Raw genomic sequence first — 12,866 nt, 5'->3', positions numbered from 1 at the left:
AAAACACTAACAAAATATTTGATTTCTAAAGTTATTTAGTGTAAAATAAAAACATTGGCTCAAGCCTATTTAAAATTGAATATCGTTTTACTTGTTTATGTCGTGAATTGGCGCGACGTTTCTACAAGGTGCCGGAACACCTAACAATAAGTAAGTCAGCTTGAGGGGATGGTCTTTTTCACCATGCCTATTTTAGGGACTTGCTTAGAGATTAAGTAGGTCTTTTTTGAATATTTTTATTAAATCACGCCTTTAAGTGTAAACTAAATATTTTTAATATTTCCCTTAATTAGTGCGGACGGGAGCAACTTCCTTCGGAATTTCATCCCTAATTTTTGAGCCAAAAGTCTCAAAAATCCCGTCATAGACAATAACAAGATTATTGTCTATGCTACCACTACGGCGGGAAATATTTGATAAAACTCGCTTCGCTCGTATTAGTTTTATCAAATACATAGTACTAGCAAACTGGTTCACTATAGAAACAGTTAACCAACAAGTAAACTGGCTTTTAGACTTTAGGAGGTCTTATGAAATTATTAGAAGAGCGCATCCTCAAGGATGGGCATATCTTGGGTGACAACATCCTCAAGGTGGATTCCTTTTTAACCCACCAAGTTGACTTTAGCTTGATGCGAGAGATTGGTAAGGTTTTTGCGGAAAAATTTACTGCTGCTGGCATTACCAAGGTTGTAACCATTGAAGCGTCAGGTATTGCTCCAGCCGTTTTTACAGCTGAAGCCTTAAACGTTCCCATGATTTTCGCTAAAAAAGCTAAAAACATCACTATGAACGAAGGTATCTTAACTGCCGAAGTTTACTCCTTTACCAAGCAAGTGACCAGCACTGTTTCTATCGCTGGAAAATTCCTCTCACCAGAGGACAAGGTCTTGATTATCGACGATTTCCTTGCTAATGGCCAAGCTGCTAAAGGCTTGATTCAAATCATCGAACAAGCTGGAGCCACAGTCGAAGCTATCGGTATTGTGATTGAAAAATCCTTCCAAGATGGCCGTGATTTGCTTGAAAAAGCAGGCTACCCTGTTCTATCACTCGCTCGTTTGGATCGTTTTGAAAATGGTCAAGTCATATTTAAGGAGGCAGATCTCTAATGCAAACTCAAGAAAAACACTCGCAAGCAGCCGTTCTTGGCTTGCAGCACTTACTAGCCATGTACTCAGGATCCATCCTGGTTCCCATCATGATTGCGACTGCCCTTGGCTATTCAGCTGAACAGTTAACCTACCTGATTTCTACAGATATCTTCATGTGTGGGGTGGCAACCTTCCTCCAACTCCAACTCAACAAATACTTTGGGATTGGACTCCCAGTCGTTCTCGGAGTAGCCTTCCAATCCGTCGCTCCCTTGATTATGATTGGGCAAAGCCATGGCAGTGGCGCTATGTTTGGTGCCCTTATCGCATCAGGGATTTACGTGGTTCTTGTTTCAGGCATCTTCTCAAAAGTGGCCAATCTCTTCCCATCTATCGTAACAGGATCTGTTATTACCACGATTGGCTTAACCTTGATTCCTGTTGCTATTGGAAATATGGGAAATAACGTTCCAGAGCCAACTGGTCAAAGTCTCTTGCTTGCAGCTATCACTGTTTTGATTATCCTCTTGATTAACATCTTTACCAAAGGATTTATCAAGTCTATCTCTATTTTGATTGGTTTGGTTGTTGGAACTGCCATTGCTGCTAGCATGGGTTTGGTGGACTTCTCTCCTGTTGCGGCAGCACCACTTGTCCATGTCCCAACTCCCCTCTACTTTGGGATGCCAACCTTTGAAATCTCATCTATTGTCATGATGTGTATCATCGCAACGGTGTCTATGGTTGAATCGACTGGTGTTTACCTAGCCTTGTCTGATATCACAAAAGACCCAATCGACAGCACGCGCCTGCGCAACGGTTACCGCGCAGAAGGTTTGGCCGTACTTCTCGGAGGAATCTTTAACACCTTCCCTTACACAGGATTTTCACAAAACGTTGGTTTGGTTAAATTATCAGGTATCAAGACTTGCCTGCCAATCTACTACGCAGCTGGTTTCCTGGTTCTCCTTGGACTCCTTCCTAAGTTTGGTGCCCTTGCTCAAATCATTCCGAGCCCTGTCCTCGGTGGTGCCATGCTGGTGATGTTTGGTTTTGTATCGATTCAAGGGATGCAAATCCTCGCCCGTGTTGACTTTGCTAACAATGAACACAACTTCCTTATCGCAGCAGTTTCAATCGCTGCAGGTGTCGGACTCAACAATAGTAATCTCTTCATCAGCATGCCGACAGCCTTCCAAATGTTCTTCTCAAACGGAATCGTCGTAGCCAGCCTACTTGCTATTGTCCTAAATGCCGTATTAAATCATAAGAAGAAATAAAAAAAGAGGTGTGAGCCTCTTTTTTGTGTGACAAAATAAAAACATCTACTCATATATACTAGTCTCATAGTCCTGAAAATCGTCTGCATCAAGAACAATTTCACAACTCTTATACTTTTCTCTTACAAGTCGTTCGGCTTCATCTGGATTTTCAGCCTCTATGCTTACTAAACGGGTTAGAGTTTCTGTAATTTCTACTGTATACTTTTTCATCTTAAGTTTCTCTCCAATAACTCACTTATTAGCAATAATCTATGTTTTGGGCTTTCCAACCACTCTGGTAATTCATCTCCATATTCCCAGCTATATTTTTTATTCAATAAAGAAAGTTGTTTCTCATCACCAAACTCCATATTTTCAGATAACCACCTCACACAATCAGGGTCTGATAAAGTATAAACCATTACACATAAGTTTTCATAATTACTCTCTGTTTCATAATCAGGCCAGATGACTTTTAAGAAATCATACACCTCTTCTGATGCAACAAATTGTTTCGTTTTCATAATTTCCGATACTTTCCTCTACCTTTAAATTCTATTATTTCTTTGTCTCTTAATATTTGAAGCTGTTGCCTAATTTTTTCTTTGATATGATTGTTCTTAACAAAGATATTTTTTAGGTCACTTTCAAAACGATACATATCTTCAAGGGTAAATTCTGAACCCTCTATCTTATCTATACAATTTAGAATTTCTATTGTCCAACCTCTTACTGAAAGAGAGTTCTTCCTTAAAAATAAACTTTGCTTAAATTCTTTTGTAACTTTTTCTGGATCTCTAACTTGTCCATTTTTCACAAGAAATATTCTTCCTTTAGAAGGTACTTGTGATAAATCAATGTTACAACCAATCCAACCTGCTCGTCTAGCAGTTGGCGCAAGTGGCTTCCTTTGAATAATTGATTTCGGTGTAACAAATTGCTTTGGAAGGACCAGAAAATTATTTACCTCAAAATTTTTTGTATAAGTTAAAAAAAGAAATTAGGATTATTATCTGCCTGAACACGCTCCATCATCGTTGCATAAGCACCATCATTGATTGTTGATGAAAAATTTCCTTTTTTGCTCTTTAGTTCAAACTCCTCACTACAATGATTACAATAAAAATCTGCTACAGGCCGATTATTTTCAAAATGATTTAAGGGATTGTTCCCACAATTAGGGCAATAAGACTGACGATAAACCCAATCCTCCGTTAAGATACGTGCCTTTTGGCTATTACTTTTATAGGTTTCTACTAATTCTAAATTAAAGTGTAATTCCATTTAAAAATTCCTCACTAATATGAGAATTCACTCGATATAATCAATTAAAATCTACTATAACTAGTATACCACAATATGTACCTATTACATTTGTATTTCATCACTCTCTTTTATATTTCCTTCTAACATATCTCATAAATTAAAAATGAGTGAGATAAATTTATCCCACTCACCTTTCTTTATATCCTTACCTGTCTTTCTTCTGACCGCTGGCCTGTGACAAACATGGTAAAGGTTGCTTTGCAGACGTTTCTGCCTTCTTGATTGGTGATATCCACATCCACTACACAGGTTGTGCGACCTTGATGGACGCATTCTCCTTTAATGGTCAGCACATCGTCGAGTTTTCCTGCTTTGAGGTAGTTGATAGAGGATTGGAGAGTCACTCCGTCTAGTCCTAGCGAAATGACCACCAAACCACTGATCTGGTCGCAAAGGGTAAAGAGATAGCCACCATGGGCATTGCCATAGTAGTTGAGCGACGAGTTCACTACTTTGGTCGTCACCACAACGTGACCATCTCTCATTTGTTCAATTTCGTAATTTTCAAAGGCAGATATAGCATCAAAATGAAAATCTTTCATCGTTTCCTCCTGATATTTCAAACGACACTATGATACTACTTTTTATAGGACTGTGCAAGGAGAAAGCTCCTAGTCTAGTAAAATTCCGACCTGTTCCACAAAGCGCATAAAGGCTGTCTGTCCTTGTTCCGTCTGCTTGTAGACTCCTGCATCCTCAAGTACACGCGCAAAGATAGCCCCCACAGAGTCCTTGACGATTTCAAGGGCTTTTTCTTTATCTGTTAGGTCTGGATATTGGGCTCTAAGTTGGTCTGCCCATTCCTGATGATAGTCGGCAACTGTATCAGCTTCTCCTACAAGATAGCTAGCGACTTGCTCCACTTCTTCTTTCAGACGTGGTGGCAAGATTGCCAAGCCCATGACCTCAATCAAGCCGATATTTTCCTTCTTGATATGTTGGACATCCTTGTGAGGATGATAGATGCCATCAGGATGTTCTGCAGAAGTCTGATTGTCCCGCAAGACCAAGTCCAACTCAAACCGGCCATCACGTTTGCGCGCTATAGGTGTGATGGTGTGATGCGGTGTCCCATCAGTCTCTGCCAAAATCTGCACTGCAGGATCTGAATACTGGCACCATTCCTGCAAAATCTTGTCAGCTAAGTTGATCAAATCTTCTTTGGAATTCGAAGTCAAACGCAACACTGACATTGGCCACTTGACAATCCCAGCCTTGACCTGCTCAAAACCAGCAAAAGAAAAAGTCTTTTGCATAGGAGCCAATTCCATAGGAAATACGTGACGGCCTCCCTGATAGTGATCATGAGTCAAGATAGAACCTCCCACAATTGCTAAGTCCGCATTTGAACCCGCAAAATAGCCCGGAAACTGCTCTACGATAGCCAGCAAACGTTCAAAACTCTGACGACTAATAGCCATAGGACGATGCTGGCCATCTAAGAAAATACAGTGCTCATTAAAGTAAGCATAGGGCGAATACTGGAAGCCCCATTCCTGACCAGCCATTTCAAAACGGATAATACGGTGGTTGCTGCGAGCTGGGTGGTTAACCCGACCATGGTAGCCTTCGTTCTCTAGACAAAGCTGACACTGGGGATAATGGCTAGCTTGCACCAACTTAGCCGCCGCAATCTCTTTGGGATCCTTTTCAGGCTTAGAGAGATTGATGGTAATTTCAAGTTCTCCGTAGTCAGATGGAACACGATAAGCGATATTTTTAGCAATGGCCTTGAGTTTGATATAGTCGTTTTTCTGGCTGAACTGGTAAAAATCCGCTATCGCCTGCTCTGGAGATTGGGCATAGGTCTCCCAGAAGTCACGATTGACCTCACTCGGACAAGGGGTCACCAAATCCATCAGTTCAGCACCAAGGATTTCACGCGCAGTCTGACTATCCTCAATCGTCTCTAATCGAACGGCTTCCTCAACCAGCTGGTCCTTGAGGTCAATCAATTGATCTAGATCCGTCTCAACTTCCAAAACACCATCTCCCACTCGTGCCAAGACACGATTGGTCAGGTAGATTCGATCCATTTCCTCAAATGAACTTTCAGAAATGACATGTGTTACAAATTTATCTACTAAGGTCACTATAGAGCCTCCTTTTGACTAGTCAAGGACGCGAGTGCCACCTGCAACTTCAGCGATATAGAAGCTTGGAGCGTATCCAACTACTTCCTCATAGTGTTTGCCTACAGCTTCCTTAAAGGCCTCAACAGTGTCTTTTTGCACCAAGGCAATGGCACATCCGCCAAAACCTGCCCCTGTCATACGAGCACCGAGAACACCTTCTTGTGCCCAAGCTGTGTGAACAAGGGTATCCAATTCCAAACCAGTTACTTCATAGTCATGCTCTAGGGAAACGTGTGACGCATTCATCAAACGACCAAATGTTTCCAAATCTCCTGCTTGAAGGGCTACTTGAGCTTTGAGGGTACGTTGGTTTTCAAGCACAGCATGGCGAGCACGTTTCAAACGATTTTCATCTTTAATCAGATAGCTATATTGGTCAAAGGCCCACTCATCCAATTCACCCAAGGTCTGAATATCTAAGGATGCTTGCAATTCTTCCACTGCTTTTTCACACTCAGCACGGCGTTCATTGTATTTAGAGTCTGCCAATTCGCGACGTTTGTTGGTGTTCATGATGACAACAACATTGTCTTTCAAATCAAGTGGCACCAAGTCGTATTCTAGAGTATTAGTATCTAGGTAAATAGCACGTTGGTCAGCTCCCATACCGATAGCAAACTGGTCCATGATACCAGAGTTGACTCCGATAAAGTTGTTTTCTGTTTGTTTTCCGATTTTAACCAAATCGAGACGGTCTAATTTTAAGTCAAAGAGATGCTCAGCCACGACCCCTGTCAAGAGTTCAAGGGAAGCTGAAGAAGATAAGCCAGCACCATTTGGGATATTCCCATAAACATAAAAATCAAAACCTTTGTCAATCACGTGCCCAACTTCTTGCAAGAAATGAAGGACACCTTTTGGATAGTTGGTCCAGTTATGCTCTTTTTCAAACTTGAGGTCAGCTAGAGGAACTTCGATAATGCCCTTGCCCTCAAAATTAGCTGAGTAGAAACGTAAAACTTGGTCGTCACGCTTACGAGCTGCACCGTAAGTTCCCAAGGAAATAGCAGCAGGAAAAACGTGCCCACCGTTGTAGTCTGTGTGCTCACCAATCAAATTGATACGACCTGGTGAAAAGAATGTTTGGTCTGCTTCTTGACCAAAAACAGCAAGAAAATCTTTGCGAAGGGCTTCAGCAGTAAGATGTTGTGTCATATGAATTCTCCTTTTACTGTCCGTTAAGTCACCTTAACGTGTAATCGTTTTCTTCTATTGTATCCAAGGGACTTCCCAAGGTCAATCCTTTTTACTAAAATTTTACTAAACTATCAGTAAAATACAGAAAAATATGATATACTAACCTAAAAGAAGGAGGATTTATGGCTACCTTAAAAGACATTGCACAGTTAGCCTCTGTCTCTATCGCGACCGTATCCCGTGTCCTCAATCGCGACCAGAGTCTATCTGTTACAGAAGAAACCAGACACCGTATTTTAACTGTTGCTGAAGAGCTGGGCTACACCAAGCACCTCAAGACAGGCGAGTCCCACAAGCCCAAGCAAAAGATTGCCATTATCCAATGGGTCAGCGAACAAGGGGAGCTAGACGATCTCTACTACTACCAGATTCGCCTAGGCATAGAAAAAAGAGCCCAAGAACTGGACTATGATATTTTACGCTATTTTAATGACCATCCTTTTACACTGAGCGAGGAAGTCATCGGGATTCTCTGCATCGGAAAGTTTAGTCGAGCTCAGATCTCTGCCTTTGAAGAATACCAAAAGCCTCTTGTCTTTCTAGACAGTGATACTCTTTCACTAGGACATACCTGCATTATCACGGACTTTTACACTGCCATGAAACAGGTTGTCGATTATTTCCTCAGTCAAGGGATGGACCGTATCGGGATTCTAACAGGGCTTGAGGAAACAACAGACCAAGAAGAAATCATTGAGGATAAGCGGCTGGAAAATTTCAGAAACTACAGTCAAACAAAAGGAATCTATCATGATGAACTGGTCTTTCAAGGAAGCTTTACTGCCCAGTCTGGCTATGACTTAATGAAGGAGGCTATTCAGAACTTAGGAGACCAACTCCCACCAGCCTTTTTCGCAGCTAGCGATAGTTTAGCCATCGGTGCCCTCCGTGCGCTCCAAGAAGCTGGAATCAGCCTACCAGACCGCGTCAGCCTCATTTCCTTTAACGACACTAGTCTGACCAAGCAAGTCTATCCTCCCCTCTCCAGCATCACCGTCTATACCGAAGAAATGGGCAGAGCAGGCATGGATATTCTTAATAAGGAAGTACTCCACGGTCGCAAAATCCCTAGCCTAACCATGTTGGGAACCAGACTGACTCTGAGAGAAAGTACAAGGAATGAATAGGATAACAAAACGACCTCTAGCGAGGTCGCTTTTCTAATGATGATGCCCATGCTTCTGCTCTAATTCTCTCACCCTCCGCTTATGTTGCGCATGATTGCTTTGACTGCTATCTACTTCAATAGTGATATTCTGCACGCCTCTTTCTTCTAAACATTGACGCACCACTTCTTTGGTTTCCATCATCTGTTCCCAGTCCTTGATACAAATGTGAACAATAGCATTATTCTCTAGACCATCCATGGACCAAATGCTAAGTTGATTGACACTGTTGACATTGGGTAGAGCCTCTAAATCCTTCTCCAAATCACTTGTCTCGACTCCTTCTGGCACAGCATCTAGGAAAATTTTCAGTGCGCTCCAAAAGCGAGGAATGGCTTTCGACAGAATAAAGATAGAAATAACTAGTGATAAAAGCGGATCGAGGATATACCAGTCCGTAAATCGAAGAATAATCGCCATTAGAATGACGGCCAACCAACCAAGAGTGTCTTCCAAAAAATGCAGGCTAAGAATTGACTCGTTCTTTGTTTTCCCCTTACGAACTACCAGACTTGCTAGCACATTAATGGCTACTGCAATGATTCCCAGCCAGAGGATGCCTTCCTCATTGACGGGTTGCGGGTGAACAATCTTTGTGACATTTTCCAAGATCACTAGGACAGACCCTATCATAAGAATCACAGCCGTTAGCATGGCTCCTAAAAGACTAAAACGTTTGTAACCCAAGGTGTACTGTCTATCTTCTTCACGGTTTGAAATTGTTTCTAAAAGGGCTGAGATGCCAATGGCTATAGCATCTCCCAAGTCATGAACGGAATCAGCAAGAACTGCACTCGAACCAAAGATTCCTCCTGCGATAAACTCAACAATCGCATAGCTTAAATTTAAGAAAAAAGCTAACCAGATAGATGTTTTAGAACTCATTTCTCTCCCTCCTTTGGTATAATGGGTATATACATACTTCTTTCATTTGTATTATCTAATAAAATTCAAAGAAAGGATAGAAGCAAACTGTCAGCCATGTTCAGTTCTGAACAGTTTGTCTCAAGTGTCTACATGCCAAAAAGAGACCGTCGAGTCAGCAAGACGAAAAAAGCCATCTATCAAGCTTTTTTACAACTTTTGAACGACAAAGGCTATGATGCCACTACTGTTCAGGATATCATTGACCTAGCAGATGTTGGGCGTTCTACTTTTTACTGTCACTATGAAAGCAAGGAACTCCTTTTAGATGAGCTCTGTCGCTACCTCTTTCATCATCTCTTTGAAAGGGAAGGACACTTTACTACCGAGGACTACCTCGCACATATCTTTTTACATTTTCAGAAAAACCAGGACCATGTTACCAGTCTGCTATTTTCCAAAAATGACTACTTCCTCCGTCAACTCCATAAAGAGCTAGAACACCATGTCTATCCCATGTTGGCTGATGAGTTAAAAGAAGCCCACACTAATCTGCCTACTTCTTACCTCCAACACTTGGTCGTGTCCAACTTTATCGAGACATTGACCTGGTGGCTCAAAAAAGGACAAGACTTTACATACCAGGAAGTTGTCCAGTTTTATCTAGACCTTCTCATTCCTAAAAATTGAATACAGAGTAGAGCTCAGTTGCCTTATTTCTAGGCTACTGAGTTTTCATCTTTTCAACAATCAAAAAAGCCCAGACAACATTGTCTGAGCAGTTTTCTATATGGTCGTTTAACAAAGTTGAGTTTGACATTTTCAAACTATTTCTTCAACAAACCTTGTTCTTGTAGAAACTCCTTGGCTACTTGTTCTGCTGACTTGCCTTCAACACCGACTTGATAGTTAAGCTGGCTCATCTGGCTTTCAGTAATTTTACCAGCCAATTTATTGAGAACTGTTTCCAACTCTGGACGTTTCTTGAGAAGAGCTTCTTTCATTAGTGGAGCCCCTTGATAAGGTGGGAAGAGTTGCTTGTCATCTTCCAAGACCTGCAAATCATAACGCGCCAACTCTGCATCAGTCGAATAAGCGTCCGTGATTTGAATATCACCTGACTGAATTGCCTGATAGCGAAGGGCTGGTTCCATGGTCGCCACATTGAGATTGAGACCATACATTGACTGCAAGCCCTTATTTCCATCTTCACGGTCATTGAACTCAAGTGTAAAACCTGCCTTCAACTGCCCTTCCACTTTTTTTAAGTCAGAAATGGTCTTCAAGCCATATTCTTGAGCAATCTTTTTCGGAACAGCTACAGCGTAGGTATTTTGATAAGACATAGGTTTGAGATAGGCTAGATGATCCTGTTTAGCAATGCCATCACGCGCCACCTGATAAACCTGCTCTGGCTCATGACTCACTTTCGGTGATGGTTGAAGCAGACTTTCAGTCACCGTACCAGTAAATTCAGGATAGATGTCAATATCGCCTTTTTTCAGAGCTTCATAGAGAAAGCTTGTTTTCCCAAAATTCGGTTTAACAGTCGCAGTCATACTGGTATTTTCTTCAATCAGTAACTTATACATATTGGCCAAAATTTCTGGTTCTGGACCCAATTTCCCAGCAATAACCAAGTTTTCTTTCTCTTTTTGAGCCAAAAGGGCTGGACTATAAGACAGACCGAGCAATATTGTCACCAAGGCAAAACCAGAGAAAATCGTCCGCAATTTTGCTTTTTCCATCACTTTTAGCAGGAAGTTAAAGGCAATGGCAAGCACTGCAGAAGAAAGGGCCCCAATCAAAATCAGACTGGCATTATTACGGTCAATTCCCAAAAGGATAAAGGAACCCAGTCCGCCAGCACCGATCAAGGCCGCCAAGGTTGCCGTACCGATAATTAAGACAGCTGCCGTCCTAATCCCAGACATCATAACAGGCATTGCAAGTGGAATTTCAAACTTCTTGAGTCGCTCCCACCTAGTCATCCCAAAGGCAATCCCAGCCTCTTGTAGACTTGGATCAATTCCCTTGAGTCCAGTGATGGTATTTTGTAAAATCGGAAAGATCGCATAGATCACTAGAGCTGTCAAAGCTGGCAAGGTTCCAATTCCCATCAAGGGGATAAAGAGCCCCAACAAGGCCAGAGACGGGATGGTCTGGAAAATCCCTGCAATCTGCAAAACCCAATCCGCCAACTTCTCATGATAGCGAAGATAAACAGCCAAGGGAATCGCTATAAAGATAGCCAGCAACAAGGTCAAAAGTGACAACTGCAAATGTTGAGATAGAGCTGTCAACCAATCACTAAAACGATCCTGAAAAGTTGCAATTAAATTAGTCATGAACACTACCTCCAAACAAGTCTGCTACAAATTCTGTGGCAGGAGCTTTTAAAATCGTCTCGGGATTCGCCACCTGGCGAATCTCTCCATCCTGCAAGACAGCAATACGGTCTGCCAATTTCAAGGCTTCATCCGTATCATGGGTCACAAAAATCGTTGTCATCCCAAACTCTTTATGCAATTCTTTCGTCAGAACCTGTAACTGTTTGCGAGAAATAGCATCCAAGGCTGAAAAAGGTTCATCCATGAGGAGAATCTTAGGCTGACCAATCATAGCCCGTACAATTCCAACACGCTGTTGCTCCCCACCAGATAATTCACTAGGCAAACGATGCCCATACTCAGCTACTGGCAAGCCAACCTTAGCCAAAAGCTCTTCTGTTTTCTTAGCAATATCTTCCTTGCTCCATCCCTTCATCTCAGGAATCAGGGCAATATTTTCCGCGACCGTTAGATTAGGAAATAGAGCAATAGCCTGTAAAACATAACCAGTAGAAAGACGAAGTTCACGCTCATCATAATCTTTGATTCGCTTGCCATCCATATAAATATTTCCATCAGTTGGTTCCAAGAGGCGGTTGACCATCTTGATCATGGTCGTCTTACCTGAGCCAGATGGCCCAACTAAAACCATAAACTCGCCATTCTCAATCCGTAAATTAACATCTCTCAAGACATCTTTTTCTGTGTAGCGTAAAGCTACATTTTTGTATTCAATCATTCTGTATCCTCAATTTAAAACTTTCCTCGGTTGGTCAAATCTTCTACCTTAGGCATGACTTCCTTATTGTCCCAATGTTCCACAATTTTCCCGTTTTCTAGACGGAAGATATCGTACTGGGCATAAGCAACTCCATCAATCTGAGTCTGACCATAGCTAACCACATAGTTTCCTTGTCCTAAGAGTTGGAAAACAAAGTCAAAAGTGGCCTTTACTTATAAACAGCTAATTTGCTCCATTTTAAACCTCATTTTCCTCCTCTTTCAGATTCGCCAAAATTCTTTCTTGAAAGGCTTCAAACTGACGAATTTCTTCCTCTGAAAATCCTTTGTAAAAAATCGTATCCAATTTCTGACTGACACGATGCCCCACTTCTTTCTGAGACTGCCCCAACTCTGTTAAAACCAAATACTTCTTACGCTTATCTTCTCCACATGGACTAATAGTTACAAGATTTTGTTCCTCTAGCTTTTTTATCATCGTCGTCAGCGTATTATTAGCAAGTCCAGTCGCCAAAGCAATATCTGTCGCAGTTGCACAGCCAGTTTCACTATTCCATAAAACCGCTAAAATCTTTCCCTGCTCACTCCGATAAAGAGCTTCAGGGTCTTGGCTCAGTAACCTTTGAAAAATCCGCCCATTCAATAAACGAATATGATGATCTAGCAAATGACTATCTTTCATGACACCTCCAATTTATTTCGATATCGAAACGAATAAAGTAATTGTAACACTCATTATTCTAACTGTCAA

11 protein-coding genes, 3 pseudogenes and 1 riboswitch are annotated in these 12,866 nt (G+C 41.7%); of the genes and pseudogenes, 4 read left to right on the top strand and 10 right to left on the bottom strand.

All coding sequences use genetic code 11. The features are described 5' to 3' along the window. Positions 1–71 precede the first annotated feature (71 nt). Positions 72–167, top strand: a riboswitch (purine riboswitch). A gap of 363 nt (positions 168–530) precedes the next feature. Both LG372_RS08575 and LG372_RS08570 read left to right on the top strand, forming a co-directional pair. Continuing rightward, complete coding sequence (locus LG372_RS08575; RefSeq protein WP_125851996.1) at positions 531–1,112, top strand: xanthine phosphoribosyltransferase; 582 nt, start codon at positions 531–533, stop codon at positions 1,110–1,112. Next, positions 1,112–2,374, top strand: a complete 1,263-nt coding sequence (locus LG372_RS08570) for a nucleobase:cation symporter-2 family protein (protein WP_225742602.1) — start codon at positions 1,112–1,114, stop codon at positions 2,372–2,374. Before LG372_RS08575 ends, LG372_RS08570 begins: the two co-directional genes overlap by 1 nt. A 45-nt stretch (positions 2,375–2,419) precedes the next feature. Here LG372_RS08570 and LG372_RS08565 read toward each other — a convergent pair. The 5 genes and pseudogenes from LG372_RS08565 to LG372_RS08545 all read right to left on the bottom strand — a co-directional run bounded on the left by LG372_RS08565 (position 2,420) and on the right by LG372_RS08545 (position 6,972). Next, positions 2,420–2,880 (bottom strand): annotated as a pseudogene (locus tag LG372_RS08565) (DpnD/PcfM family protein). Continuing rightward, positions 2,877–3,640: pseudogene (locus LG372_RS08560) on the bottom strand (DpnI domain-containing protein). The pseudogenes LG372_RS08565 and LG372_RS08560 overlap by 4 nt, the downstream one beginning before the upstream one ends. A gap of 179 nt (positions 3,641–3,819) precedes the next feature. Beyond that, positions 3,820–4,224 (bottom strand): PaaI family thioesterase, encoded by a 405-nt coding sequence (locus LG372_RS08555; protein WP_049491328.1) that lies wholly within the window; start codon positions 4,222–4,224, stop codon positions 3,820–3,822. Between the two features lie 69 nt (positions 4,225–4,293). Continuing rightward, a complete protein-coding gene (locus LG372_RS08550) occupies positions 4,294–5,775 on the bottom strand; it encodes a UDP-glucose--hexose-1-phosphate uridylyltransferase (RefSeq protein ID WP_225742601.1) in 1,482 nt (493 codons plus the stop codon). A gap of 18 nt (positions 5,776–5,793) precedes the next feature. Further along, complete coding sequence (locus tag LG372_RS08545; protein ID WP_225742600.1) at positions 5,794–6,972, bottom strand: galactokinase; 1,179 nt, start codon at positions 6,970–6,972, stop codon at positions 5,794–5,796. A gap of 164 nt (positions 6,973–7,136) precedes the next feature. On the opposite strand from LG372_RS08545, the gene galR reads away from it, so the two are divergent. Continuing rightward, the gene (gene galR / locus LG372_RS08540) at positions 7,137–8,141 is read left to right on the top strand and encodes a DNA-binding transcriptional regulator GalR (RefSeq protein WP_049491335.1); all 1,005 of its coding nucleotides are present in this window, start codon (positions 7,137–7,139) and stop codon (positions 8,139–8,141) included. A gap of 33 nt (positions 8,142–8,174) precedes the next feature. On the opposite strand, the gene LG372_RS08535 is transcribed toward galR, so the two are convergent. Beyond that, on the bottom strand, positions 8,175–9,065 hold the full coding sequence (locus LG372_RS08535) for a cation diffusion facilitator family transporter (protein WP_000095928.1): 891 nt from the start codon (positions 9,063–9,065) through the stop codon (positions 8,175–8,177). A 132-nt stretch (positions 9,066–9,197) separates the two neighbouring features. Between LG372_RS08535 and LG372_RS08530 the strand changes: the two genes are divergently transcribed. After that, complete coding sequence (locus LG372_RS08530; protein ID WP_004235331.1) at positions 9,198–9,734, top strand: TetR/AcrR family transcriptional regulator; 537 nt, start codon at positions 9,198–9,200, stop codon at positions 9,732–9,734. Positions 9,735–9,871: 137 nt separating this feature from the next. On the opposite strand, the gene LG372_RS08525 is transcribed toward LG372_RS08530, so the two are convergent. The 4 genes and pseudogenes from LG372_RS08525 to LG372_RS08510 all read right to left on the bottom strand — a co-directional run bounded on the left by LG372_RS08525 (position 9,872) and on the right by LG372_RS08510 (position 12,797). Next, positions 9,872–11,392 (bottom strand): ABC transporter permease/substrate-binding protein, encoded by a 1,521-nt coding sequence (locus tag LG372_RS08525; protein WP_225742599.1) that lies wholly within the window; start codon positions 11,390–11,392, stop codon positions 9,872–9,874. Further along, a complete protein-coding gene (locus LG372_RS08520) occupies positions 11,385–12,113 on the bottom strand; it encodes an ABC transporter ATP-binding protein (protein ID WP_125386847.1) in 729 nt (242 codons plus the stop codon). The genes LG372_RS08525 and LG372_RS08520 overlap by 8 nt, the downstream gene beginning before the upstream one ends. Positions 12,114–12,127: 14 nt before the next feature. Then, positions 12,128–12,319 (bottom strand): annotated as a pseudogene (locus LG372_RS08515) (polyketide cyclase); the annotation flags it as partial. Between the two features lie 34 nt (positions 12,320–12,353). Beyond that, a complete protein-coding gene (locus LG372_RS08510; protein ID WP_225742598.1) occupies positions 12,354–12,797 on the bottom strand; it encodes a MarR family winged helix-turn-helix transcriptional regulator in 444 nt (147 codons plus the stop codon). Positions 12,798–12,866: the final 69 nt, after the last annotated feature.

The organism is Streptococcus sp. Marseille-Q5112, assembly GCF_916700555.1.
GTDB classification, from domain to species: Bacteria; Bacillota; Bacilli; order Lactobacillales; family Streptococcaceae; genus Streptococcus; species Streptococcus symci.
Note: the sequence above shows the minus strand (reverse complement) of the source record. Positions and strands in the feature narration are given on the sequence as shown.

Bases quoted from the DNA above. Each gene is read 5' to 3' on its own strand.
- LG372_RS08575 (WP_125851996.1), top strand. From the start codon at position 531: ATGAAATTATTAGAAGAGCGCATCCTCAAGGATGGGCATATCTTGGGT.
- LG372_RS08570 (WP_225742602.1), top strand. From the start codon at position 1,112: ATGCAAACTCAAGAAAAACACTCGCAAGCAGCCGTTCTTGGCTTGCAG.
- LG372_RS08555 (WP_049491328.1), bottom strand. From the start codon at position 4,224: ATGAAAGATTTTCATTTTGATGCTATATCTGCCTTTGAAAATTACGAA.
- LG372_RS08545 (WP_225742600.1), bottom strand. From the start codon at position 6,972: ATGACACAACATCTTACTGCTGAAGCCCTTCGCAAAGATTTTCTTGCT.
- galR (WP_049491335.1), top strand. From the start codon at position 7,137: ATGGCTACCTTAAAAGACATTGCACAGTTAGCCTCTGTCTCTATCGCG.
- LG372_RS08535 (WP_000095928.1), bottom strand. From the start codon at position 9,065: ATGAGTTCTAAAACATCTATCTGGTTAGCTTTTTTCTTAAATTTAAGC.
- LG372_RS08530 (WP_004235331.1), top strand. From the start codon at position 9,198: ATGCCAAAAAGAGACCGTCGAGTCAGCAAGACGAAAAAAGCCATCTAT.
- LG372_RS08525 (WP_225742599.1), bottom strand. From the start codon at position 11,392: ATGACTAATTTAATTGCAACTTTTCAGGATCGTTTTAGTGATTGGTTG.
- LG372_RS08520 (WP_125386847.1), bottom strand. From the start codon at position 12,113: ATGATTGAATACAAAAATGTAGCTTTACGCTACACAGAAAAAGATGTC.
- LG372_RS08510 (WP_225742598.1), bottom strand. From the start codon at position 12,797: ATGAAAGATAGTCATTTGCTAGATCATCATATTCGTTTATTGAATGGG.